Annotated in this window: 29 protein-coding genes and 1 other annotated feature; of the genes, 26 read left to right on the top strand and 3 right to left on the bottom strand. The window is 34.2% G+C overall.

Translation table 4 applies throughout. From position 1 onward, the window contains the following. Together lysS and EFREU_RS03620 are read left to right on the top strand one after the other, a co-directional pair. A complete protein-coding gene (lysS, locus tag EFREU_RS03625; protein WP_100609789.1) occupies positions 1-1512 on the top strand; it encodes a lysine--tRNA ligase in 1512 nt (503 codons plus the stop codon). Positions 1513-1611: 99 nt separating this feature from the next. Then, on the top strand, positions 1612-2580 hold the full coding sequence (locus EFREU_RS03620) for a hypothetical protein (RefSeq protein WP_100609788.1): 969 nt from the start codon (positions 1612-1614) through the stop codon (positions 2578-2580). Between the two features lie 33 nt (positions 2581-2613). On the opposite strand, the gene EFREU_RS03615 is transcribed toward EFREU_RS03620, so the two are convergent. Then, complete coding sequence (locus EFREU_RS03615) at positions 2614-3408, bottom strand: pyrroline-5-carboxylate reductase family protein (protein ID WP_100609837.1); 795 nt, start codon at positions 3406-3408, stop codon at positions 2614-2616. Positions 3409-3590: 182 nt separating this feature from the next. Between EFREU_RS03615 and rpsF the strand changes: the two genes are divergently transcribed. The 17 genes from rpsF to rplA all read left to right on the top strand — a co-directional run bounded on the left by rpsF (position 3591) and on the right by rplA (position 17001). After that, complete coding sequence (gene rpsF / locus EFREU_RS03610) at positions 3591-4109, top strand: 30S ribosomal protein S6 (RefSeq protein ID WP_100609787.1); 519 nt, start codon at positions 3591-3593, stop codon at positions 4107-4109. Between the two features lie 71 nt (positions 4110-4180). Then, positions 4181-4723, top strand: coding sequence for a single-stranded DNA-binding protein (locus EFREU_RS03605; RefSeq protein ID WP_100609786.1), 543 nt, complete (start codon positions 4181-4183; stop codon positions 4721-4723). A 46-nt stretch (positions 4724-4769) separates the two neighbouring features. Beyond that, on the top strand, positions 4770-4994 hold the full coding sequence (gene rpsR, locus EFREU_RS03600) for a 30S ribosomal protein S18 (RefSeq protein WP_100609785.1): 225 nt from the start codon (positions 4770-4772) through the stop codon (positions 4992-4994). 121 nt (positions 4995-5115) lie between these two features. Continuing rightward, complete coding sequence (rplI, locus tag EFREU_RS03595; protein ID WP_100609784.1) at positions 5116-5559, top strand: 50S ribosomal protein L9; 444 nt, start codon at positions 5116-5118, stop codon at positions 5557-5559. Between the two features lie 64 nt (positions 5560-5623). Further along, positions 5624-7018 (top strand): replicative DNA helicase, encoded by a 1395-nt coding sequence (gene dnaB / locus EFREU_RS03590; RefSeq protein WP_100609783.1) that lies wholly within the window; start codon positions 5624-5626, stop codon positions 7016-7018. Positions 7019-7117: 99 nt separating this feature from the next. Beyond that, positions 7118-8593, top strand: coding sequence for a hypothetical protein (locus tag EFREU_RS03585; protein WP_100609782.1), 1476 nt, complete (start codon positions 7118-7120; stop codon positions 8591-8593). 46 nt (positions 8594-8639) lie between these two features. Then, positions 8640-9299 (top strand): uracil-DNA glycosylase, encoded by a 660-nt coding sequence (locus EFREU_RS03580; RefSeq protein ID WP_100609781.1) that lies wholly within the window; start codon positions 8640-8642, stop codon positions 9297-9299. A 14-nt stretch (positions 9300-9313) separates the two neighbouring features. Beyond that, a complete protein-coding gene (locus EFREU_RS03575) occupies positions 9314-10231 on the top strand; it encodes a hypothetical protein (protein ID WP_100609780.1) in 918 nt (305 codons plus the stop codon). A 59-nt stretch (positions 10232-10290) separates the two neighbouring features. Beyond that, on the top strand, positions 10291-11676 hold the full coding sequence (cysS, locus tag EFREU_RS03570; protein WP_100609779.1) for a cysteine--tRNA ligase: 1386 nt from the start codon (positions 10291-10293) through the stop codon (positions 11674-11676). A 1-nt stretch (position 11677) separates the two neighbouring features. After that, positions 11678-12412, top strand: coding sequence for a 23S rRNA (guanosine(2251)-2'-O)-methyltransferase RlmB (rlmB, locus tag EFREU_RS03565; RefSeq protein ID WP_100609778.1), 735 nt, complete (start codon positions 11678-11680; stop codon positions 12410-12412). 163 nt (positions 12413-12575) lie between these two features. Next, positions 12576-13166 (top strand): sigma-70 RNA polymerase sigma factor region 4 domain-containing protein, encoded by a 591-nt coding sequence (locus tag EFREU_RS03560; protein WP_100609777.1) that lies wholly within the window; start codon positions 12576-12578, stop codon positions 13164-13166. 77 nt (positions 13167-13243) lie between these two features. Beyond that, positions 13244-13402 (top strand): 50S ribosomal protein L33, encoded by a 159-nt coding sequence (rpmG, locus tag EFREU_RS03555; RefSeq protein WP_100609776.1) that lies wholly within the window; start codon positions 13244-13246, stop codon positions 13400-13402. After that, on the top strand, positions 13402-13797 hold the full coding sequence (gene secE, locus EFREU_RS03550; RefSeq protein ID WP_100609775.1) for a preprotein translocase subunit SecE: 396 nt from the start codon (positions 13402-13404) through the stop codon (positions 13795-13797). Before rpmG ends, secE begins: the two co-directional genes overlap by 1 nt. Before the next feature lie 8 nt (positions 13798-13805). Beyond that, the gene (gene nusG, locus EFREU_RS03545; RefSeq protein WP_100609774.1) at positions 13806-14534 is read left to right on the top strand and encodes a transcription termination/antitermination protein NusG; all 729 of its coding nucleotides are present in this window, start codon (positions 13806-13808) and stop codon (positions 14532-14534) included. A gap of 104 nt (positions 14535-14638) precedes the next feature. Continuing rightward, a complete protein-coding gene (locus tag EFREU_RS03540; RefSeq protein ID WP_100609773.1) occupies positions 14639-15703 on the top strand; it encodes an alpha/beta hydrolase in 1065 nt (354 codons plus the stop codon). 168 nt (positions 15704-15871) lie between these two features. Next, positions 15872-16294, top strand: coding sequence for a 50S ribosomal protein L11 (gene rplK / locus EFREU_RS03535; protein WP_100609772.1), 423 nt, complete (start codon positions 15872-15874; stop codon positions 16292-16294). Continuing rightward, the gene (rplA, locus tag EFREU_RS03530; protein ID WP_100609771.1) at positions 16294-17001 is read left to right on the top strand and encodes a 50S ribosomal protein L1; all 708 of its coding nucleotides are present in this window, start codon (positions 16294-16296) and stop codon (positions 16999-17001) included. Before rplK ends, rplA begins: the two co-directional genes overlap by 1 nt. A 55-nt stretch (positions 17002-17056) precedes the next feature. On the opposite strand, the gene EFREU_RS03525 is transcribed toward rplA, so the two are convergent. Then, positions 17057-18079 (bottom strand): leucine-rich repeat domain-containing protein, encoded by a 1023-nt coding sequence (locus EFREU_RS03525; RefSeq protein ID WP_100609770.1) that lies wholly within the window; start codon positions 18077-18079, stop codon positions 17057-17059. Between the two features lie 159 nt (positions 18080-18238). Here EFREU_RS03525 and EFREU_RS03520 point away from each other — a divergent pair, with 159 nt between their 5' ends. The 3 genes from EFREU_RS03520 to EFREU_RS03510 all read left to right on the top strand — a co-directional run bounded on the left by EFREU_RS03520 (position 18239) and on the right by EFREU_RS03510 (position 20807). Further along, positions 18239-19465, top strand: a complete 1227-nt coding sequence (locus EFREU_RS03520) for a hypothetical protein (RefSeq protein ID WP_100609769.1) — start codon at positions 18239-18241, stop codon at positions 19463-19465. A gap of 119 nt (positions 19466-19584) precedes the next feature. Beyond that, entirely contained in the window at positions 19585-20175 is a 591-nt protein-coding gene (locus EFREU_RS03515; RefSeq protein ID WP_100609768.1) for a hypothetical protein, read from the top strand. Next, complete coding sequence (locus tag EFREU_RS03510; RefSeq protein WP_100609767.1) at positions 20175-20807, top strand: hypothetical protein; 633 nt, start codon at positions 20175-20177, stop codon at positions 20805-20807. Before EFREU_RS03515 ends, EFREU_RS03510 begins: the two co-directional genes overlap by 1 nt. Before the next feature lie 50 nt (positions 20808-20857). Here EFREU_RS03510 and EFREU_RS03505 read toward each other — a convergent pair whose 3' ends face one another. Continuing rightward, the gene (locus tag EFREU_RS03505; protein WP_100609766.1) at positions 20858-21904 is read right to left on the bottom strand and encodes a hypothetical protein; all 1047 of its coding nucleotides are present in this window, start codon (positions 21902-21904) and stop codon (positions 20858-20860) included. Positions 21905-22262: 358 nt separating this feature from the next. On the opposite strand from EFREU_RS03505, the gene EFREU_RS03500 reads away from it, so the two are divergent. The 4 genes from EFREU_RS03500 (at position 22263) to EFREU_RS03485 (ending at position 25315) form a co-directional block, all read left to right on the top strand. Then, positions 22263-22793, top strand: coding sequence for a cob(I)yrinic acid a,c-diamide adenosyltransferase (locus tag EFREU_RS03500; RefSeq protein ID WP_166666717.1), 531 nt, complete (start codon positions 22263-22265; stop codon positions 22791-22793). A 17-nt stretch (positions 22794-22810) separates the two neighbouring features. Then, positions 22811-22939 (top strand) — a sequence feature (ribosomal protein L10 leader region). 19 nt (positions 22940-22958) lie between these two features. After that, positions 22959-23456: a 50S ribosomal protein L10 gene (rplJ, locus tag EFREU_RS03495; RefSeq protein ID WP_100609764.1), complete on the top strand. Its 498-nt coding sequence runs from the start codon at positions 22959-22961 to the stop codon at positions 23454-23456. Positions 23457-23511: 55 nt separating this feature from the next. Further along, positions 23512-23877 (top strand): 50S ribosomal protein L7/L12, encoded by a 366-nt coding sequence (gene rplL / locus EFREU_RS03490; RefSeq protein ID WP_100609763.1) that lies wholly within the window; start codon positions 23512-23514, stop codon positions 23875-23877. Between the two features lie 244 nt (positions 23878-24121). After that, the gene (locus EFREU_RS03485) at positions 24122-25315 is read left to right on the top strand and encodes a hypothetical protein (protein WP_100609762.1); all 1194 of its coding nucleotides are present in this window, start codon (positions 24122-24124) and stop codon (positions 25313-25315) included. Positions 25316-25324 lie beyond the last annotated feature (9 nt).

Raw genomic sequence — 25324 nt, 5'->3', positions numbered from 1 at the left:
ATGACAAATCGTAAACGTAATTTTAGTGAACAAGAATTAGTTCGCCAAGAAAAATATCAACAGCTCGTTCAAGCAAGTGCTGACCCATTTCAAGAAACCAAATTCGAACGTAATTACACTCTTGCTGAACTACATAAAAAATTTGGTGAAGAATCAAAAGATCAACTTTTAGCAATGCCGGAGAAAGAAAAATTTGTGAAAGTTGCGGGCCGAATCCGTCTTTTCCGTGAAGCAGGCAAAAAGGCTGCTTTCGTTAATATCCAAGACCAAGATTCATCAATCCAACTTTATTGCCGTCTTGATGAAATGGGCGAAAAAGCTTTTGCCCATTTCCGTAACCTTGATTTGGGGGACATCATTGGTGTGGAAGGCATAATGATGCGTACAGACCATGGGGAATTATCAATTAGAGTTAAGCAATATAAACTTCTAACCAAGGCCTTAAGACCCTTACCCGATAAACATTCTGGGATTCAAGATATCGAAGAAAAATATCGTCGTCGTTATGTTGACTTGATTATGAATCCTGAAGTTAAAAAAGTTTTTCAAGCACGAACTAAGATTATTCGAACAATTCAAGGGTACTTGGATTCACTAGGCTATTTAGAAGTCGAAACCCCAATCCTCCAAAACATTAAAGGAGGAGCGGCAGCTAAACCTTTTATTTCGCATTACAACGCCTTAGATAGCGATTTCTATTTAAGAATTGCGACTGAACTCCATCTTAAAAGATTGGTTGTTGGTGGTTTTGAAGGTGTTTACGAAATTGGCCGAATTTTCCGAAATGAAGGAATGGATACTCGTCATAATCCTGAGTTTACTAGTTTAGAACTTTACGTTGCTTACGAAGATATGACCTTCTTAATGAACCTAACTGAAACAATTTTCCGTAAAGCAAATAAGGCTATTGGTAACCCCAATGTTATTCCTTATGGAAATTACCAAATTGATTTGGCCAAACCTTTCCGTCGTCTACATATGGTTGAAGGCATTAAACAACAAACTGGAGTGGATTTTTGAAAACCAATGACTTTTGCAGAAGCAAAAAAAATTGCCGAAGAAAAAGGTTTGAAAGTCGAATCACATTTCACCGGTGTTGGTCATATTATTAACCTTTTCTTTGAAGAGTTTGTTGAAAAATCAATCATTGAACCCACTTTTGTTTATGGTCATCCAGTGGAAATTTCCCCATTATCAAAACTAAACAAAGAAGATCCTCGTTTTACCGACCGTTTTGAATTATTCATTATTGGCCGTGAGTATGTTAATGCTTTTTCTGAGTTGAATAACCCTCAACAACAATATGACCGTTTCTTAGAACAAGAAAATGAAGGAAAAAGTGGTAATGATGAAGCTACTGAAATGGATTTAGACTTTATTGAAGCTTTAGAAATTGGGATGCCACCAACAGCTGGAATTGGAATTGGAATTGACCGTTTAGTGATGTTACTCACTAATTCTGAATCAATTAAAGATGTTCTCTTCTTCCCCCAAATGCGCCCCAGAAGCTAACAAAAAAACAACTCTTGCGAGTTGTTTTTTTGTTAGCAAATTGTTTACCAAGATTTAAAATAGAAATGAATCAAAATTTTGATGATGAAGGAAACATGTATGATTTACTGAAATGTAAAATTTTATCATGACGGACAATTAACGAATATTGACGATTATTATAATAGTTTGAATCTTGAAGAACAAAAAAGTCTTTATGAAAATTACTCAAAAATTAAGCAGACCGGTGAAAGCCCTTTAAGGTGCGCTTCAAAAGTAAATGATGAAGAATGTGGTTGCGTGGTCATAATCAAAAATACTTCTGAAACTAAAGGTTTTTATGAGTTGGCTAAACTAAAATCTGATTACCATAAAACTGGCTGCATTTCAGAAACAGTTTTATATCGAACTCAAGAGGTTATCCCGTGTTTAGATCTCGAACTTTTATTAGAAGAAATGAAAAATAAAAAAAATAACTATATTCCTGGTGTTGTTCGCAACGGGTTATTTCAGCCTTCTCTTAAGACGAGCGAAAACCCCAAAAATGAAAACAAAAGCATTATAAAAAATAGGGTGAATAAGACTTTGGATTTGAAAAGGACTCTTGACTATATTTTTAAAAGGGATCAGCCTAATCAAGAAACATTTTTGAGTGGTTTTGAAATGGAATACAAAAATAATTGTTACAAAGCTTACGACTATTTTTTTACAATACCCAAAATTAAAAATATTTTCAAATGGAATTGAAAAAAAATTCCAGAAATACGTTCGGAATGAGGAGAATTACAATATATCACAATGCCCTTGAGAACCAAGGAAATAATAAGTGAAGAAACTAAAATATGGGTTAAATTTAGGCTACAAGACATTCAAATAATTGAGAAAATTAATAAGATTAAGGAAGATCCTAATTATGTGGCAAATGACTATTCATTTAGTTTACTAACTAGCTGCGATATAAAACAAAGTGGAAAAAATTGAAATAGATTTGAATCTATTCAAATCAATCCATTTATTTTGAATTCTGATGAATTCATAGTTGTCTACAATAATAAAACCAATACTTACAAAAGATTAAGCGAGTATTAAAGTATTAAAAAAGAACCAGTAATTGGTTCTTTTTTAAGCTTTATCATTAGCGGCTTTTAAAGCTTTCTTGATTATTCCATCAAAATCATTGGCTTCTAAAACTTTTTGACCTTCAATGGTTGATCCATTAGGAACACAAATTTGTTTAATCATCGTGGCTAGGCTATTAGTATTTTGTTCAGCATTATGGACACTCCCAGTAATTGCTGCTCCAACAATTTCCATTGCTTCATGATGATTAAAACCATGTTCTTCAGCATATTGCACAATTGCTTGATAAAAAGTAAAGACATAAGAAGGTAAGCATCCGGCAATTGCAGCAAATGTAGCAAATTTGCTTTCTGGTATTTCAGTCACAAAACCGCACGCTTGGAAAAGCTCTTTGGCGAAATTCATTTGTGCTTCAGAAGCATTTTTACTTGTTAGCGCGGTAACTGATTCTTGGATTGACGCATTCATATTTGGCATCATGCGAATTAAACTCAAATCCTTTTGTTTGGCAAAGGCGGAATCCATTTTGTCTAAAGTTAAGGCATTAACCATTGAAATAATTGTTTTGTTTGCTAAATTATACTGATTTAATTCTTCAGCTAATTCGTTAAAATCAATCGGTCTAACCCCAATCACAATTACATCAATTGCCGCTTTTTCTAAATCTTGCAAGTTTTTCAAAATCTTGAAATTACCAATCTTTTTAGCTAGATTTTCGGCTTGCTCAACATCTTTATTGAAGCCATAAAGTTCCACCCCAGGAATCGCTTTTTTAGCAATTCCTGATACTAATGAACCCCCCATATGACCTAGTCCGATAAATAAAACTCTTTTCATTTTTACTCCGTTATTCATTCGTTTATTTTTCTTTAATTTTAAAGGAAAAAGTCCTCTTTTATCGGGCTTTTTTTACGAAAAAGGTCTAGGGAAATCTGGAAAAGTGTAGTATAATATTTCGCGAGTTAATTAGCACGATTAATTCCTTGGCAGAGATGCCCACTAGACCACAAGGAGGAAACATGAAAAGAAAATACGAAGTGATGTATATTCTTGATCAAGACGTGAAAGAACCACAGGAAATGATTAAGAAATTAAATCAAATTTTAAGTGCTGACGGAGAAATTCTAGAAAGCGCCGAATGAGGCCTAATGGATTTTGCTTACGAAATCAACCATAAGAAAAAAGGGTACTATGTTGTTGTTATTGCCAACACAACCCCAGAGGCTGTAGCTGAATTCAAACGTATCACTAAAAACGACCGCAAAAATGTTGTTCGTACTATGGTGATGAATACTGAAAATGTTCAACACTACGTTGCTTCAACTAAATTGTCAAAAACTGACATGACTAAATATGATGAAGAACGTCGTGAAGCAAAAAAACCAAAATTCAAAAAATTCAACAAAGACTTTAAACGTAATTTCAACAATAACCGTGATGGACAACAAACACCAAATACTACTCGTGTAGATAATGGTCCAAGTTCTAACACTGGAAACGTTGGTAACACTGGTTCAAACAACCAAAGTACAAACTAGGTTAACAAACTAGCTGTTTAAATAACTTTTAAAATAAATTCAAAGAATCCAAAGAAAGTGGGGATGGCAAGATGAATGCAGTTTCTTTAGTTGGGCGTATTACCCAAGACTTAGTATTACGTGAAACACAAGGGGGAGCAGACGGACCAAGTAAATTCGTTTTCTTTACCGTAGCTACTTCAGAATTTGCTAATGGTAATGAAACCACGAACTTTGTGCCTTGCGTAGCGTGAGGACACACAGCTGAAAACATGACAAAATTTCTTCACAAAGGGAGTATGATTGGCGTAACAGGTCGTATAACTGTCCGTAGTAAACAAGAAAATGGTCAATACCAAACAATTGTTAACGTTCGCGCTGACCGAGTTGAGTTTTTAGAAAGTAAAAATGCAACCCATAACGCTTCAGCAAATGTCGCTTACAATAGTTCACCAAGCCAAAGTTTCAACCCCAAAGATCCCTTCGCCAATACCCCAAATTTTGAGCCTTTGCGTTCAGACAACATTGTTCAACCAATAACGAATGATAATAATTCGTTAAATAATTCAACTACGTTACCAAATAAAAATGATGAAGTAATGAGTGACATTGACGATTCAATTCTTTGGGATTAGTTATCGATTAATAATTTAGAAAACCAAAATTAGAAAGGCAAAAACTATGAAAAAATTTGTGAAAAAACGCAAAAAAGTTAATTTCTTTGCTAAAAATAAAATTCAATACATCGATTACAAAGATGTCGAAATGTTAAAAAGATTTATTTCGGGAAATGGTCAAATTCTTCCAGTTAGAATTACTGGTACTGGGCCAAAAGATCAACGTAACTTGGCTGTAGCTGTTAAACGCGCTCGTCAAATGGCTCTTTTACCATTTGTCATTGAATAAGATAATAAGTGAGCCACCGTTGGTGGTTTTCTTTTTGTTATTTTAACTTGCTTGCTACAATTACTATATAAATAATTAGACAAACTAATTAGAAAACCAATTTATAAGGAGGTTTCATTTCATGAAAGTTATTTTTTTGGAAGATGTGAAGGGCCAAGGCCGTAAAGATGAGATTAAGGAAGTTTCGAGCGGTTACGCTACTAATTTTTTAATCCCTCGTGGTCTAGTAAAAGTGGCTACACAAAATTCTGTGGCAACTGTTCACAAAAAACAACAAATCGTTGCGGAAGAAACGGCCTTAGCAAAAGGGCAAACAGATTTAATTCGAAGAAACTTAGAAAATATTACTTTAAATTTTAAATTAGAAAGCCATAACGGCAAAAGTTTCGGACAAATTACTGACCAACAAATTACAAATCTTTTACGAGATCATTATAAAATTGACCTTGATAAACGGAAGGTCAAAAAACACGCGCCACTTAATCGTCCTGGTAATTATAAATTGGATATTAAGATGGAATTTGGGGTTTCTGCCAAATTAAAAGTTAATTTGGAAGCTAACTAATTTAGCTTCCATGCAGCCAACCAACCTCAAATTAGAAAATTAAAATCAGGAAGGTCAAGGAGATATGGCAAATGGAAATCTAGCGGGAGTGAGCAATTGAAATAACGACCAAGCGATTCTTGTGGAAGCGGAGCAAAAACTTTTAGGAATTGCCCTGCATTCACCGAATGCACTTCCAGAAATTCTCTCTGCTTTATCCCAAGATGACTTTTTCTTAGGGACTCATAAACTAATTTTTGGGGCCATTTGTAATTTGAACCAAACTGGTAAGGCAGTAATTAGTACAACAGTAATTGATGCCTTAGAAAATGAACAAAAACTAAAAGCTGCGGGTGGAGTCGAAACCGTCACCGCTCTTAGCGAAACCTATTATGGAGATGAGGCTCTGGAAACCCTTATTGATATTGTTTTCCAAAAAGCAATGGGCCGAAAATTTGACCAAACTCTTAAGGAAATTAGCCAACTTCGTCAATCAAATAATGATTTAGCTACAGTCCTTAACACTGCTCAAAATGAACTTCTAAAAATCGATTTAGATTATAAGCAAGATGAAGTCCAAAGTATCGGAACTACAATCAAATCACTAGTGACTAAATTACAACAACTGGAAAGAAATCCTCATGCTACCACTGGGGTGCCGTCGGGTTTTAACCGTTTGGATAAAATTACTTCTGGCTTTCAAAAAGGTGATTTAGTAATCTTAGCTGCTCGTCCATCAATGGGGAAAACGGCGTTTGCCCTCAACCTTGCTTTCAATGCAGCAAACTATAAAAATTCCAGTCAACAACCGCATAATTCAATTGCTATTTTTTCAATTGAAATGCCCAAAGAACAACTAACGCAACGACTAGTGGCGATGATGACCCAAATTGACGCAGTTAAACTACGGACTGGTCAAAATTTAACAACAGATGATTGAAGAAAAATTCGCAAAGCAGAAGATCAATTACAAGATACGAAGATTTTTATTGATGACACCCCAGGACTAACGGTCCAACAATTACAGGCCCGTCTTCATAAATTAAAACGCGATTCCAAAATTAATTTTTGTATTGTTGATTATCTTCAATTGATTAGTACTCCTGGATCTAGCGGGGAAAATCGCCAAAACGAAATTGCCAATATTTCGCGACAATTAAAACGAATCGCTCGTGATTTAGAAGTACCCATCATTTGTTTATCCCAGCTTTCCCGTTCTGTAGAAAAACGTGAAGACCGTCGCCCAATGATGTCCGATCTTCGTGACTCTGGAGCCATTGAACAGGATGCTGATTTGATTATGTTTTTATACCGAGAAAGTTATTATGAACGCAAAGATAAGTTAGGTAATCAAAATCTAGAACCAAACCCAGTTCAAGAGACAGAATTAATCATTTCCAAGCATCGAAATGGGTCAACTGGAACTGTCAAATTATCATTCAATTTAGAATATGGAAAGTTTTTAGATTTGGCTAATTAATCAACCTCATAAGGTGAATGTTGATTGGTCGAAAAGTTTAAAAACAATGTATAATAAAGTAATTGATATTATTTGAAAAATTATCTCAAAAGGGGCAAAATGAAGAAACTTATCTCCTCACTTATGGCTATCACTTTAGTATCATCGATTGCAGGTTCAGTCACTAGTTGTTCTGTTCGTATGTCGAAGATTAATTTAAGCTTCACCGGCGCTTTTAATACCTTCCCAGAGAGTGAAAGTGATACTTTTAATTCTTTTAACGGAACTAACGTAACGCCTTACTATAGTCCTGGAAGCAATAAGACTAGTGAAATGGCAGTCACTAAGATTCTCGCTAAAGAGGTCTTAAATTTACTTGGTTTTAACCATACTTTAGTTACACAACCAAAAGAAGTGGCTAATTATCGCAATACTTTTGTTGGCCAAGATGCTCACAATGAAAGCCTAAACTTTACACCTTCAGTTGATGGCGTTTTCTATGGCGAAAAGTTTGAAAAATTTTCCCAAGCAGATTTTTATAAAACTTATGACAAAACAACAATTAATTCACTTGAAGGTCTCCACATGCTTTATGAATATGCGTCGGCAAATGGTGATACTAGTCTTGGTAAGGGAGCTAAACAATCTTACGAAATGATTAGTCAAGTGATGACTACTGATGCTGGTAAGGGTTTCTTCAATTCCTTTTTAAGCAAACAAGGCAAAATCCAAGACTCTGCTTGAACTAGTTGGAATTATATTGGTCAAGAAGCTCCTACCAAACTAAATTCAAGAATTCTTTCTTACAATATGGAAGTGGTAGAACCAACCAAAAACCCTAATAAACCAAGCCTTCTTAAGGATAATAAAATTAACCAATTCCAACTAACCCCAGAAGGTAAAATGAAGGATTTGGGTTCCGAAGTTGAATACTCTGAAGTTAATACCTCTGTTAAAGATGAAAAAGATGGCAAAATCGGAAATGATAAGAAAAACCCTTATGACCTTAATCTTTTCACATTAGAAAATCCTATAGGCGAGGCTAAATTCAATATCAACAAGAATTGAAACCCAGCCCAAAACTCAGACGAGATTAACGGTAGAAAAACTTGAGAGATTCGTCAAGGAACTGATCCAAACGCTTGAGATATTACGGCAACCGACCAACCATTATTTGATGTTCAAACTGGTAAGAACAAAGAAGACAAAGAAACCAAAGAGCAATCATGAACGAATGGTTTTATCAAAACCAATTCCACAGTCTTAGTAAAAGTTAAACCTTTAAAAATTCGTCTTACTTATTCAACAAACGTCAGAAAAGGCGATGCTAAGAAATATGATTTAGAATTTACTTTAAATGGCTTAACAGCTGCTTTTGAACCATTTGTTCGAGCAAGTTCATTTAAAGATGCTGATAAAGATAAAGAAACAATCGGAAATCGTTTTGTCAAATGACAATTCAGTCACTATCAATTTACTGATGCCAATGATACTTGAATCAATACCGAAGAACGCTCATCAAAAGATCCTAACAATGGTTTCTTTAGCCAATTGCAAATTAGCGATTTAAAGGTTGAAGACCATAGTAATGAATAGTTAAAATGTAGGTTCCTCTACATTTTTGTTTTATTAGGAGGTTTGAATGAAAATTTTAAAGGCTTGAGAACCTTTTTTTCTAGAAGAAACTAAGAAACCTTATTGGAAAAAACTGCAAAATTTTCTGCAAGAAGAAGCCAAGGAATATCCAATTTACCCCACTAAAGAAGATGTTTTTCGTCTTTTTAGTCTAGTAGCACCACAAGATGTGAAAGTGGTGATTATTGGCCAAGATCCTTACCACGGTGCCAATCAAGCTAATGGATTAGCTTTTTCAGTTTATAACAACCAAATTGCTCCCCCTAGTCTTAAAAATATTTTTCGTGAACTTAAAAACGATTTAGGCGTTGACCACCCACATAATGATTTGGCTGGTTGAGCTAGACAAGGAGTTTTTTTAATTAACACCGCACTTACGGTTCAAGCCGGAAAGCCTGGTTCACACCGGAACCAAGGTTGAGAAATATTCGTCAAAGATGTTCTCGATTATTTAGATAGTTTAAATCCGAAAATTGTTTACGCCCTATTTGGAAAATCGGCCGAAAACACTTATAATAACCTCAACCTTGGACGTCATCCTGTCGTTGTTGTAGGGCACCCTTCACCATTTAGTTATGATAAATATTTCAAAAATAGTCGCCCTTTTTCGCAAATTAATAATCTATTAATTCAAGAAAAACTGACTCCAATTGATTGAACCAAATAGAGGACATGCACGATATGAGTAAAGTTAGTGATTTTCTTTTAAAAAACACCAATATGGCTTACATGACTATAGCCTTTACAGGGATATGTATTTTACTTTACTCAGTTACTTATTTACTAAATTTTCAATATCACCGTCTGACCGGTTTAAAATGAAAAGGCTTAAAATTTGATACTCGTAACCTAGCTATAATTGCCATGATGATTGCTGTTTCAGTTTCCACAACTGTCGTTATTTCTGTAACTATTCCCATTACCGTCTTCCCACCAATTCGGGTTGCCTTTAGTGGAATCATGGTTAAAATCACGGGTCTTTTTTTCGGACCAATTGTTGGCCTCATTGTTGGAATTTTAACAGAGTGCATTTGTTTAATGTTTGTACCTTCGTATATCCATATTGCCTATTTTTGTGTTTCATTATCATTTGGTTTTTGAGCAGGAGTCGCTTCTTATACCTTGAAATGAAGAGGTAAAAAGATTTGACTTACATTTGGTTTAATTACAGCCTATATGGTCGCATTTACCTTAACATTATTTACAATTGAAATGAATAATCCTAATATTAATGACACCCTTTTTATGGGGATTAAGATCTCGGGTTACTTTGCTCCTTATATGTTCTTGATTATGATGGGAATCACTTTATTAATTATTTGAACGATTACTTTGGGACTTCTAGCCTTGCGAAAACAACGTTGACTGGAAATTGTTTTACCAATCATCTTACTCTGCATCATCACGGAAACTTTGGCCACAATTCTATTAGCCTCTTGAGGAGATTCCCAAATCTTAGGAATTCCATCTTATCAAGGAGGTTACTCATCAATGATTTTGATTAGACTATTCCAAACACCAATCAAAATTACATTCAATACTGCTGTATTATCGACGGTATATATGGTTATGAAACCAATTATTAAAACTAAACAATAACCAAAGACCGCTTAAGTAAAATTAATTTGGGAGCCCATGCAAAGAGGAGATGATAAAGGATGAGCTTTAAAAAAACCACACAACTAAAGATTTATGATAGTTTGTCGACCCAAAACCAAACCCTATCATTATCGCCTTCGCAACCCATTAAAATCTATCTTTGTGGTCCAACTGTTTATAACTACATTCATTTAGGCAATGCTCGTCCTATTATTACCATGGATTTTTTACACCGGTTTTTAAAAACCCAAAACTATCCGGTTAACTTTCTACAAAACATTACCGATATTGATGACAAAATTATTCAAAAAGCCGCCCAAGAAAAGCAAACTGAAAAGGAAATTACTGATTTTTATATTCAGGCTTACCAAAATGATTTAAAAAATATGAAGGTTTTGCCACCTACCACAACTTTACCAATCAGTGAAAACCTTCCGCAAATGATTCACTTCATTGATGAGTTAGTTACTCAAGGAGAGGCCTATGTTGTTGATGGGAATGTTTATTTTCACCTTACACCATGAAAAGAGACTTATGGTCAATTAGGAAAGAAAAACCTTGATGATTTAATTGCTGGCGAACGAGTGGAAACTGTTACTTCCAAAAAAAATCCCCTTGACTTTGTCCTTTGAAAAAAGACAACCGAAGGCCAAAAATGACCTTCACCATGAGGTGAAGGAAGACCTGGTTGACATACTGAATGTGTTGTTTTAGTAAATGACTATTTTAAAGGACCGGTTGATATTCATGCTGGAGGAGTAGATTTAAAGTTTCCTCATCATGAAAATGAACGTGTACAATTCCAAGCTAAAAATAATCAAGAATTGGCTAAGATTTGGATGCATAATGGACATCTTAATTGGGGCTCGACAAAAATGAGCAAATCATTAGGAAATGTTGTTTTAGTAAAAGACTTTTTTCTTAAGCATCATCCAGACGTTTTGAAATGAATTTTTATGTCTGCTAAGTATACCCAACCGCTCAACCTTTCTAATGACTTAATTAGCCAAGGTGAAAAATTCCGTCAAAAAATTCAAAATTTGCAAAAGAAAAAACTAAAATTAGAAATCCTTTCTTCTGAATTAGTCTCTATAAGGCCTAATGAGAGAGACCTAAGGTTAGAACCAACTTCCGGAATCTGGGAAGAATTTATTGAAGCCATGCAAGATGATTTAAACACTCCGAAAGTCTTAACAATCTTAGAAAGAGCCATCAAACTTTTAAACCAAGGTTTAGACCAAGGAAAAAGTTGAAAAGAACTTAGTCCGTTAAGTACCGATTTTGAAAAAATCTTAATAACACTTGGTTTCGATGATTACTTTCAAACTAAAATCACTAGGGCTGACAAAAAATTATACCAAGCATGGCAAGTAGCTTTGGCTAAAAAAGACTATCCTCAAGCTGACTCGCTAAGGAAACTTCTAATAGAAAAGGATTTGATTTAGAATGGCCATGAACCTTATTTATGGAAACCAACCAGTCCAAGATTTTTTACTAAAAAGACCCCAACTAATTCGCAAGATTTGAACCAAAGATCCGGAAGTTTGACTCGCCCGAATTCAAAAAACGGGTCGCAAAATAACTGTTAACAAGCTGAATCCTATAGAATTAGGAAAATTGGCTGGAAAAGAGGCAAATCATCAAGGGGTGGTTGCTGAAATTCAAGAATTCCAATATTTCCCTGCTATTGAATTGTGGAAACAATTACCACAACGTGATAAAGATTTGGTTTTGGTGTTGGACCAAATCCATGATCCCCATAATTTTGGGGCCATCATCCGGAGTGCTTGTTTATTTGGAGTGCAAAACATTATTATGCTTAATCGTCACCAAGTAGAAGTGACTCCTACGGTAGTGAAGACTTCAGCTGGTACCGCCTTTGATGTAAAGATAACCAAAGTGGCCAACCTTTACCAGGCCCTGGAAACCTTAAAAGAAAATGGTTATTGAATTTATGCTTCTAACCTCAACCAAGAAGCCCAAGATTTACGAAATGTTGATTTTGCTGCAAAAACTGTTTTGGTTGTTGGTAACGAAGGTGATGGAATTAGACCACTATTAACCAAAGCAAGTGATTTTAATGTTTACATCCCCATCCGTCCCGAGATTGATTCGCTAAATGTATCAACAGCTACAGCAATTATGCTTTTTGCCATCGCAACGCAATTAAAACTAGTTTAAAAACCCACCAAATTGTGTTAAAATAAACCTACCAAAAGAAAAAAGAAGCTTCGGCTTCTTTTTATTTCGGAAAATTTTTGAAAAAAGGCAAGGAAAAAGTTTTCAAAAAGCCCTTGTATGTCAGTTAAAACCTCTTGATGATAAGGTCAAAGGAGGAAAAATTATGTCTGATAATCAGAAAGTCACAAATGAACAAATTCAAAATTATCTAAAAGATAATGTAAGTGATTTATCATTGGAAGAAAAATATCTTTTTTTTCAAAAATTAGAAATCCCAATCAACTATGCAATCGCAAAAGTTTTGCGCAAGTTCCATACTATCCCGTTGGAAAAAGAAGATTTTACTTCAATTGCTTGGCTTGCTTTTGATGAAGTCTTACGAAAATATCAACCAACCTTAACCCATAAAAGTTTCATTACCTATGTTATTGATAACGTTTACTGGAAGGCGATGGATTACGCTTGTAAGTTTGTTAACAACAAACATAAAATTTTGAATCTCAATAATGTTAATTTATCTTGACAAGAAAACCAAAATCTAAATGTTGCGGATAGTCAGGAATGAATGACACAAATTTTCTTAGAAGATTATTTTAGACAAGCGAAAATTCCAACCCAAAATAAAGATATTTTTATGGACTACCTTTACAATGTGCCTTTAGTAGATATTCGCGAAAAATACCAAATTTCTCGCCATAAATTAAAGCAAACTCTTGAAAAAACAATTGCTGATTTGGAACGCATAATCACCTAAAGGTGCCTATTAAACGGGTGCTTTTAAGGCAAATTCGATTATAATAGAGTTAGTTTGACTTTATTAGAGGAGGGCCCATGGACCAAAAGAAAAGAAAAATCATTCTTGTTTGTGAAGAATGTTTAAGTAGAAATTATACTTTCACAAAAAGTGGGCTGACACAAAAAAGTCGCCTAGAAATTAAAAAGTTTTGTCCAACCTGTCAAAAACACCAAATTCATAAGGAAACACGCTAATGAAAACTAATCCGAATAAGGAAACAGCTCGGTTAGAAGCAAAAAGAGCCAAAAAAGAATTAAAAGCAGCAGCAAAGGCGGCAAGGAAAAGTCGTCAAAACGACTTAGAAGCGAATTTGGAAACCCCGAAAAAGGGGAAGATTGACCTCCAAAAATGACAAAAAAAAGGTCTAAAGGTTCCCAAAACACCCAAGGAAAAAGTCAACGTTAAGGAAGCAATTCAAGAGTTTCCCGTCAAAATGATTAAAGAAGTGAATAAGATTAAATGGTCTTCATCGGGAAATTTAACTAAAAAATATATTTCTGTTTTGTTATTCATGGTTATTTTTGCCCTCTTCTTTGCGTTGGTTGATTGAGGGCTACAAGCTTTATTTAGTTTAATCAAAATTGTTTAGAGGAAAATATGAAGAAAAATGAAGAAATGAATGTTGATCTAGATATGCTATTAGACATGCCTGGTCAATGGTTTGTAATTAATTGCAGTACAGGTCATGAAGAAAAGGTCTTAGCAGATTTACAACAAAAAATTAAAACAAGCAACTTGGAAAATGATGTTTTTGATTTACGAATTTCGAAGGGAATTACTGAAACCAAAAGTGGTAAAATCGTGATTAAAAACCGCTTCCCGGGGTACATTTTTATCAACATGAATATGAGTGACAAAGCTTGATTTGTCATTCGAAATACTCCCGGAGTAACTGGATTCATTGGTTCAGCCGGGAAAGGCCTTAAACCCTTCCCTTTAACAATGAACGAAGTTATCAAAATGCTGTCAACTCCCGATGATGAATTGAACGAAAACGGTACACCAAAAGTAGGACTTATTCCTAGCGAATCGGAAGATAACCAAGATGTGGTTGATGAAGGCAATGATAAAGAAGAGTCACCAACTAGCACAACCAGCAAAGGTAAACCAAAAGGTCTGGTGGTCCCTAAAAAAGAGCTTCATAAAGCAAACTTTAACCTCAATGATTTTGTCCGCATTAAAGAAGGACCATATCAAAATGAAGAAGGAAAAGTAATCGATATTGATTATTCAAAAGGAATTGCTATTGTTTCCTTGGAAATCTTTGGCCGTTATACACCAGCTGAAGTGGCCTTCACTAATTTAGAACCAGTAAGAGAATATTAAAAAAGACCAAATAATTGGTCTTTTTTAATTTAGCAAACTAAAAATCGAATCAAAAACTTTTCTCAAAATTAAGCATGCTAAAATGTTAGAAAGAAGAGGATTTTATGCGTCGTAAACAAAGTGAAAATGTGCCTAAGGTGCCAACATCTGACCAAGATTTAGTTTATAATTTTCCGATTTTATGGAAAACTCTTTGGGATATGCCCCAAATAAAAGTGCTTTCTACTAAAAGTTTAGTTCGCTTTAATAATGTGGTGCAAGATTATCTCCGTGATGAGGGAATGCGCCAACGTAAGGCAGCTTATGTTGAAGTTGATACTATTGCTGATTATGTGGATGATTCTTTTGCTCGCGGTTTAAATCAGTATAATTTTCTTTATACTGCAGATGATTTGAAGAAACTTGATGAGGTAGTTATCCTTAACCCTGATGGTCAAAAACTGCAAGCTTTAATTCTCCGTAATAACCGTAGTAAAAAATGGGTGATTGCTTTACACGGTTGAACTGAAAATAAATTCCTCGGTTTACGCCAAACTTATTTATTTTCAAAATTAGGTTTTAATGTAATGACAATTGATGTTCGTGCTCATGGAGCTAGTTATGGTACTAAAACAGATTTAGGTTATTCGGCTCCTTATGATTTAGCGAGTTGTGTTGATTATTTGAAAACCCATTATGGAATGACTAATTATGGTTTAATTGGCAATAGTATGGGTGGCTCAATCGTGGTGAAGTATGCCGAAGACATTGGTTACTTAGACCCTGCTTTAAAGTTTGTCATTGATGATTGTGGTTTTAGTAATTTACTTCTCGAGGCACGGTATTTCTTTCAACGTCAAACAAAGATGCCATGATGAAAAGTAAGCTTTGGGTTGCGAAGAAAATTCAAAAAGGTTTTTGGGTATGATCCAAACGACTTTGATATTCGGAAAAAGTTAAGTCGTACGGCACAAATTCCAATGCTTTTTCTTCATGGGGATGCTGATGACCTTGTACCACTTTATATGTCAGAACAACTTTATAAAGAAAAAATTGCTTCAGAACAAATAGTTGTTTCAGAATTAATTGTTTTCCCTAAAGCTAAGCATGTCGAAGCCATTAGTGTAGGGCATAAACAATATGTTAATGGCATCGTTCAGTTCCTCAAAAAAATTGGTGAGATTAAATAAAGAAAATTTAAGTAAAAGGCCCCCAAAAACGTGGGTTTTAACGGTTTTATCCCTTTATTTTTATCTAATAAATTGCTATTATTAATAAATAGCAGATTTTTATTGTGGGAGAAAGCTTAAAAATTAAGCCTTCATAAGGACCACAGCGAGAACTATAGGAGGTAACCCGTGGCTAAAAAAATCACACGTATTGCAAAATTAGAATTTATGGCAATGCAAGCAAAACCAGGAGCAGAATTAGCATCCTTGGGAATTAACATGCCTGCTTTCACCAAAGAATTCAACGAGGCAACTAAGGACCGTGCTGGAGATGTTGTTCCAGTTGTTATTACTGCATATGATGACAAATCATTTGAATTTGTTTTAAAAACAACTCCAACTCCCGTTTTACTAAAACGTGCAGCAAAAATTGAAAAAGGTGCCAAAAATTCAGGAAAAGAAGTAGCTGGAACTGTTTCAATGGACGATATTCGTAAAATTGCTGAATACAAATTGCCAGATCTAAATGCCAATGACATTGATGCTGCAATTAACATTATTAAAGGAACTGCAAAAAATATGGGAATCAAAATCGAAGGAGCTAATAAATAATGGCTAGAATTTCGAAAAAATTAAAAGAAGCACGTTCAAAAGTTGATCGTACTAAATACTACCAACCAACTGAAGCTTTCCAATTAGCAAAAGATTTAGCTTCAACTAAATTCGATTCAACTGTCGAAGTAGCTTTTAACTTAAACATTGATCCTAAAAAAGCAGACCAACAAATTCGTGGGGCATTAGTCTTGCCTTCAGGAACTGGGAAAACCCAAAAAATCTTAGTATTAACTAACACTAAAGCAAAAGAAGCAACTGCTGCTGGAGCTGACATTGTTGGTGGAGAAGAATTAGTACAAAAAATTGCCAAAGAAAACTGATTTGACTTTGATGTAATTATTGCTACTCCAGAAATGATGGCGAAATTAGGAGCCATCGGGAAAATTCTTGGACCTCGTGGTCTAATGCCAAACCCTAAAACTGGAACTGTAACTATGGATGTTACTAAAGCAATTGATGATGTTAAAAAAGGAAAAGTGGAATACCGCGCTGATAAAGAAGGTAACATTCACTCAATTTTAGGAAAAGCGTCATTTAGTAATGAACAACTTGAAAATAACTTTAAAGCTGTTTTTGAAGCTATTCAAAAAGCTAAACCTCAAACTGTTAAAGGAGATTACATTCTAAATGTTTCAATCTCAACAACAATGGGTCCTGGAATTAAAGTAGCTGTTCCTGGTCTTCGTGCCGCAATGAACAAATAAAATACTTAATAAAAAAGACAACGGTGAAGTTGTCTTTTTTATTGCCTAAATAATTTTATCGTTGACTTGAGCGAACAGTTTCGTTATCCCAATCGGGACTATAATTTGGTAAGTCATGAATTGGTGCCCAAGCTTCTTCTGTATTAGGAATAGAATTATATCTTAGAAATAAACTTCCTAAGTTTTGCAAATTTTCTAATGGTTTCAAATCACTAATTTTATTATCCTCTAAACTTAAAATCTCTAAATTTACGAGATTGGCAAGTGGTGTCAAATCACTAATGTTATTAACTGCCAAATACAAACCACGCAACTCTAGCAAGTTAGCTAGCGGCAAAAGCCCTGAAAAATTATTAGAAGTTAACCCCAAACTCATTAATTTTGACATTCTTGAAAGAGCGGATATATCGTGTATATCATTAAAGGCTAAATCCAATGACTCTAAATTTTCTAGGGCCATTAGCGCTGAAATCTCTAAGAGATTGTTATTATCTAAATTTAAGCGAACTAAATTTGTAAGCTCTGCTAAAGCGGAAATATCCGAAATGTCGTCAGCAATTAGATTTAATGTATCTAACGAAGTAAATTGTTTGATAAAGTCAATATCATTAATTTGGCTGCCATTGACTTCAAGATACTTGAGTTGATCACTAATGGTTGTTAAATCACTTAAATTAACGGCCACTCCATTGAATTTTATAGATAACATTTTTAAATTAGGGAAAATAGATAAACCTTTAAAACTGCTAATTTTGCCACTTGCCAAGTTTAGGGATTTAACTTCCAAAGTATCGTTATCATAAATAAAAGCCCCTTGGCTATCTTCATGGATAATATTCTTTAATTCTTGAGAAATCTTGAGAACCAAATTGGCATCATCAAAGATTCCTTTCAGATATCTTTTTGCGCCCTTATTTTCTTCATTGTTTAATGATTGAATAATGGCAATTTCGTTTCGACTTGATTCTTCATCGCTAAATGCCTGATCAATTTTAATAATCGGTTTAGTTGCAGCAATCGTTGTCAACGAAGTTGATGGCAAAACCATTAGTGATAGGATGCTTAATAACTTAATCATATTTATGTTACCTCCACTAACTTTCATTATAGGGCCTTTGGTTTGACTAATTTCTTTTTCGCGCCGTTTTATATTTTTTATTAATTAGTCCCGTTGTTTAAATAGCAAAATTTATAATTTATAGTGATTAATGAAATGGACAACCTAAGAAGGGACCCTATGGCTATAGACAAGGTGAGTATTGCAACAGAGCAAGATTTATTAAAATCTTTAAAAATATCGAAAAATATTGTCATCACCAAAAATTTAACTTTTAACCAAAGTATTCTGATTCCTCCAAAAGTGAAAATTTCAGGAGCCACAGGCAAAGAAACTATTTGCTTTAGAAAAGCAAATAGTGGTTTATTATTTACCAAAAATAATGAAATCACTAATTTACAAATTGAAGGGTTTAGCCCACAATCAAAAGTCATTCGCTTTCATAATTCCCACCAAGTAGAAGGTACTTATCTTCTCAAAAATATTATTGTCCTGCGGGGATGTATAATACTAATTTCTCGTAAAATTAACGGCAGATTAAGATTAACAATTAATCAAGTGGTCATTAAAGAAGCTGACGCTACTCAATTTAAGGAACGGCCTTTTGGTTATAACGTTCGTGTTCTTCAAGGTGCTCTCACCATTTGAAATAAAGACCGAAAAAACATACCAATTATAGTTGTCAAGAAGGTGGCTCTCGGTCAGAAAAACAAACCAATTTATGGTTCAGGAATAATGGTTGCTGGAACCAAGCATGCCCAACTGAAAGTAGATTTATTAACTACTGATGAAATTCATAATGACGGAAAGATACCGGTGGGTATTGCCAACTTAATTACGGGAGCTGTTTTTGTTATTACCAACGCTCATGTAAAAGAGATAATTAATCATCAAGTTATTACCACTTATGGCTATAACGACATGGTGCTTGACAATTGAGGAGTGGTAGATAGCTGAAAAGCTTTTCAAAAAATTTCTTCACAAGGTCGGAGCGCCATCGGGTTTGTCAATTTTGGTTATATTAAAAATTTAGCACTTGAGGGTCCAATTGAAACATTTGGTGAAGGATCGCGAGGCATTAATAATTATGATGGGACGATTGATAAATTATCTTTAGCCAAAATCACCACTCATGGCGATGGAGCGATTGGCTTTCAAATTAGTAAGCCAATCGGTGACGTTATTATTAAGGGTAATCTTGAGACTTACGGCGGATTAGGCAAGTCATTAGTCAAAGGCGTGATTCAAGAATTAAAAGCAACAGCGTTAAGTATTAAACCGGGTGGTTCAATCAAAAGCTTTCGAATCGAGGGAAAAATGATTGTTCATAACCAACAAATTCCAACCTTAGAGGTGCTTGGTGCTAAGCCAAAAAAGCAGCAAGCGACTAAACTAAAACCGTTATAAATTTAGAAAATTTTTCTAACAAATTAACAATAAAGATTTCTTTTTTTTATTTTTAGTGATTACAAAATTTTCTTAGACCCTTTTGTATAATTAAAAAACTCGGAAAGGGAAAAAGAAAAATGCGTTCTAAATCATGACAGTTTTTATTAGTAACAGTTGCTATGTTAATTACATTAGCAGCAGTTTTTAGTTTAATTTGAGGTTTACTTTTAAGTAATAATTCTAATAAATCAAGCGCTTTAGAGTCTGACCCCAAAAAAATGTTGAGGCTTCAAATCAACAATTATTATAGTGCAGAAGTTCAAAAAAAATTTAGGGGTCGTAAGCCGTTGCCTAAAGAGCACCCCTCACTAACCCCAAAGGACTATGAGACCCAATTGAGTAATGAATGGTTAGGGCGAAGCTTTGGTGACTACTTAAAAACAAAAAAAGAAATTTTTGAAGTCTCCCCAAACGGGCTTGTTTTGAGAATACTTGATAGATCAATTGATAGTGACCAAGAAAGTGCCCCTGCTTATGTATGATTGGTAAGAAGCATAACTGATACGAAAATAGGTCCGACTAATCCTCAAGTTGACATAAACATTTTTGATATAAAACTTCAAGATGCGAATATTTTTTGGTTTACATTGCTTTGAAGTGACACCAATGGTTTGGTGGGTAATGACCACCCCCCGCTTATAGATAGTCTAGAAGGGAACCAATCATAATGCGCCATTCTTATAGAGACAACTCTTCTAGTAAGCCACGACCTAAAAATTTATACCTCATTTTGTTAATTATCATGATGGTTAACTCGGTAGTGATGATAGCCCTATCAATTGTTTTAGCAACACATGTTAGTAAGAATTCAAGTCTGTCATCCTTAGACCACGATAAAATAAACCTTCCAGACAATCAAGTGACTTTAATAATGAAAACTTATATTGATGCCAATTTACTAAAAGAGGATCCAAATCTTAAACCAGAAAGTTTTGCCTTAAACTTTGATGATTATGGTGGGAACAGTCTAGCAGAAAATTGGTTAGGGAAAACTCTTGGTGATTTTATGCTTGATTATCCTGATGTTTTTAAAATCGATGAAACCAAGATGGGAAAGTTGGTAAAAGGTATTAAAGGTTCAGAAAAAGATTATCCCTGGATTGATAATGCCGATTCTTATTGGTGAAAAATTAGTTCGTCCACCCATCGCGAACAAATTGAAAATGAAACTACTGATGATGATGATTTTGGTAAAGACCCAAACAACTCTGCGACAACAGTCGGTGTCAGTCTTTTGGAACTCAAAAATTACAATGTCTTTTGATTCACTTTATGCCATTTTGTCCCCATGTTCCCATAATTTAGCCAAATAAAAACCAAGACTAGTTAGTCTTGGTTTTTAAAATTATTTTAATAGTTATTTCATTCAGTATTTGATAAATATGAACCAGTAAATTTAAAACTAATTGGTTCACGACTTAATTTTGATCAAGAAAATTGGATTTTGGAAACAATTGAATGAGCTCCAAAATAATTGTCTTGACTCAAAAGAAGGCGGTCTTTTTCGATGGTGACTCCTTTAGGATTATTGACATAAATTTCGTCTCAACCTCTAATTTGAAAGTCGGTAACGGCGTTGGCCATTAAATCATCTTTGATTAGGTTAGCTGATTTTAACGATGTTATCATTCAGTCATAAGCCATGGTGTTGAACTCATTTAAATCAACATATTGCGCTTCTAATCATTTACCTTTTTCGGGACCACTTTCAACCTTTTGACCATAAAAATTCAAACCGCCAAAATAACCACTTCGGTTGAGCGATTTATTAATAATATCGGCATTTTCGAATAAATAATTTACCGTCTCAACGTTGAACTTTTCAATCGGTTTTAAATCATAATCAACAGTCTTCGCTTGGAGGAATTTACCTGAGGCAACTATTTGTTCGTCACCTCCTTGATATTTAATGATGACATTATCGAAAGTTAATCCTGAATTATTTATTTTGATTAATTGCCCTCAGGGGATAGCTTCAAGAGCACTAGGGTCAATTTGGGTTTGACTAGTCAAACCTCAGACTCGCATATTTCCCGAAATAAGGTCAGTAAGCTTTCTAGTTAAAGTATTTTCTACTTCAGGGGTTATTTTTTTACTAGTAATACTTGCGAAGAGATCGTTTGGCAAGTAAAAGACCAAACCCTTTGATACCATATTTTTAATATAAATGTTTTTAATACTATTAATTTTCAATGATAAATTATCAAAATCGGCACCTGTTAAGAAGTTATAACTTAAGGATGGATAAGCCGTCGTCAACTTGGCATGTTGCCTTTGGTTGACTGTAAAACTCATTGTAAGACCAGTGGCAACAATCGTTGGCAAACTTAAACCAAGACTAATTTTTATTCATTTTAAAGCACGAAAATTGGTTAAAGCTAGATTTTTTTCTTCCATTTTTGTGTTCCTTTCTTTTTAATTAATTATTTACTAGGTTTGTTTTGTACAACTAATAACATCGCCTCATGAGAGGGTAGAAATTATTATATAAACAAACTAAATTAAAAAAGATGATATTTAAAATGTTCCATTTTTGTTTTTAAGATAAGGCTATTTAAAATTAAAAAGTGTTTATTTATCGATGGTTGGGCGGAATATTTTCCTTCAAGATAGAAAACTATATTCCTGATGAAAAACAAAAACAAAATTTCTAAATAAGGCGCCCAAAAACAAAAAGCAAGTATAAAATAAAAAAACCAATTTCTTTCAACTTAAAAGTTAAAGAAAGTTTTACGTGACTTAGATGGAGGGAAAAATGGATAATAAGGGTTATCTTCATATTTATTGTGGCGAAGGCAAGGGGAAAACATCGGTTTTAAACGGCATGGTTTTACGTGCTTTAGGAGCGAAGAAACGTGTTAAATACTTACGATTTTTAAAAAATCGCCCAACTAGTGAAAACGATATTTTAGCCGAATTAGGAGTAAAAATTGAAAATTTTTATGATTCATCACAAAAATTTGTTTGAGAAATGAAGCCTGAGGAGGTGGCTATTTTCAAGGCTGAAACTCTAATTGGTTATGAACAATTAAAACAAGAACTGAAGGCTCCAACTTGTGACCTTTTGCTGGTTGATGAAGTTTTGGGGGCACTGGAAAATGGTTTTATTGATAAGCAAGAATTTGTAGAGTTAATTAGGACTCGTCACCCGCATTTGGAAGTAGCTATTTCGGGGCGTTATTCCTATCCAGAATTAGATGAAATTGCTGATTTAATTTCAGAAATAAAGCCTAAAAAGCATTATTTTACGCAAAAAGTTCCGCCTCGAAAGGGGATTGAATTCTAAAAATTGAAATGCTAAAATAAACAATGCTATTAGTACCCAAGACAGTAACCGGGCCAAGCCCTTAATTTGTTACCGAGGACTCAAAATGTTTCTTGAACTTTTTTGTGTTACCTTGGTTACGAAACCAAGGTTTTTTATTTAGGAAATAGAAAGAGAGGATGACTGATGCTAGCATCTAGACCAGCTCATGCCAAAAAAGCGGATGTAGTTTCCGAAATCGTGGCAAAGTTAAAATCCAATGGCGTAGCCGTTGCAGAATATAAGCATTTAACTGTTGCCCAAATGAGTCAACTACGTCGTCAAGGATTAGCTAATGGTGTCGAAGTGAAAATTTACAAAGATTCACTTGTTCGCCGTGCTGCCAAAGAATTGGGTCTTGAAAAATTAGAAGAATTTTTAACTCAACAAAATGTTTTCTTATTTTCAGAAGACCCAATTGCCCCTGCAAAATTAGTCGCTAATTTTGCGAAAAAGAACGATAAATTAATCTTAAAAGCCGGTATCTATGAAACTAATGTTATGGATACCACAGCAATTAACGAAATTGCTACTTTACCAAGCCGTGAAGAACTTTACAGTATGTTTGCTTCTTCACTACTATACCCACTACGTCAATTCATGTTATTGACTAAAGAAATTGCAAATACTAAAAACCCTGAATAAAAGATAACAAAACCAAAAAGGTGTACGAATAGTTTAATAAAAAGGAGATAAAATCATGGCGATTACCAAAGATGAAATCATTCAAGCTTTAGAAGAAATGACTTTAGTACAATTGAATGAATTAGTAAAATCGATCGAAGATCATTTCGGAGTTGTTGCAGCAGCCGCTGTTGCTGCTCCAGCACAAGAAGCTACTGCAGCAGCCCCAACTGAAGTAACAGTTGTTATTAGTTCAGTAGGAGCACAAAAAGTAGCCGTTATTAAAGCAGTTAAAGAATTAACTGGTTTAGGATTAATGGATGCTAAAAAATTAGTTGATGGAGCAACTCCAATTGTGGTTAAAGAAAACGTTAAACCAGAAGAAGGAGAAAAAATGAAAGAAACTCTTGTTGCCGCTGGTGCAAGTGTTGACTTGAAATAATTTTTCAACTAGTCTTAATTAAAATATTTAAAAAACCAAGCAATTTTGCTTGGTTTTTTAAATATTTTGTTTGGAGCGAGTTCTTTTGAAATATTAATTTCATTATGACGGAAACAATGTTATAATTAAAAGCCTTCAAACGCAAATATGTGTTATACTATAAGGTGCATTGAATCTAGTTTAGCTAGCTAAGAACTTCTGCTAGATTCTCTTTTATTAATTAAATAACGAAAAGGGTTATATCGTGGGTGCTTTGGATTATTTTTTAAGTAAGAAGTGACAAGGAACGAAACATAAACCAATAAATAACGAAAGGTATACAGCAATAGTGCTAAGTGAGGATGGGGCAAATCCGAATTTTCACTTAAATACAAGACTGGCTACTGATCGTTATTTATTTGATTATATGAATGCTTTTGGTGTCGGCAACACGATGCTGGCGCGTTCTGAAATTAATCTTTTGGAAATCCTAAGTTTGTTATTAATTAGTAAAGAATTGGAAGAAACCAATCCTAAAAAAATCAGCAAAACGATTCTCGAATTAAGTCGTGGACGACGACCTAAAAATCGTGAAGAGATCCGAATTATTAATTTAATTGAAGCCATAGCGTTAATTGAAACGGAGAACTTTGCGATTAATCGAGACAATTACGATGTCATTGTCCATATTTTATTTCGAAATTTAGGTTATGATATCGAAAATAAAACTCGTTTTTATCGACAAACAAATGCCAATACATTTGTTCCAAACGTTCTTGATTATCAAAAAATAGATAAAACCTTAAATCAGTTTTTAGGTTATATGACCAATTTAGATGATCAAGAAATTGGCGGGTTTACCCAAGCCTTAATCATTCTTATCTCGTTTATTTATATTAGTCCTTACCAACAAAACAATTTATTGTTGGCCTTTCTTTTAAGTAAATGATATTTGCAAACGATTAACAAGGGTCGTCATTTTAGCAACCCAATTTATCCTCTACTTTATGATTGAAAACTTTTTCAAAAATTGGTTAAAGAGACATTTGACAATCAGTTAAAACTCGATGACCTTTTGGATTTCTTATATAAAGAATCAATCAATGGGATTAATTTGGCTTACCAAATAAAAAATTTTGATGAATGAATTGAAAGTGATCCCACCTATCGTCACGTGGCCGATTATCTTTTGCCAAATGTAATTGACAAAGTCATTGCCTTGCGAATCATTCAAAAAACTGATGTCGATAAAGGAATCAGTTCAGAAAAACTGCTCAACAGTTTTCGTCTTCGAGGCAAAAAAGTTTTTGAGGACCAAGAAATCCATGATGTTCAACAACGCCTTCTTGACCAAAAAATCATTTCTAAGGAAATGAAAAATGGTGGTCGTGAATGATTTAAGTTGACCAATTCACAACTACATAAATTACAAAAACTTTTAGAAGAACAAAGAATATAAAAGGAGAGC

It is taken from the genome of Entomoplasma freundtii, assembly GCF_002804205.1.
Classification (GTDB): domain Bacteria; phylum Bacillota_I; class Bacilli_A; order Mycoplasmatales; family Mycoplasmataceae; genus Williamsoniiplasma; species Williamsoniiplasma freundtii.
Note: the sequence above shows the minus strand (reverse complement) of the source record. Positions and strands in the feature narration are given on the sequence as shown.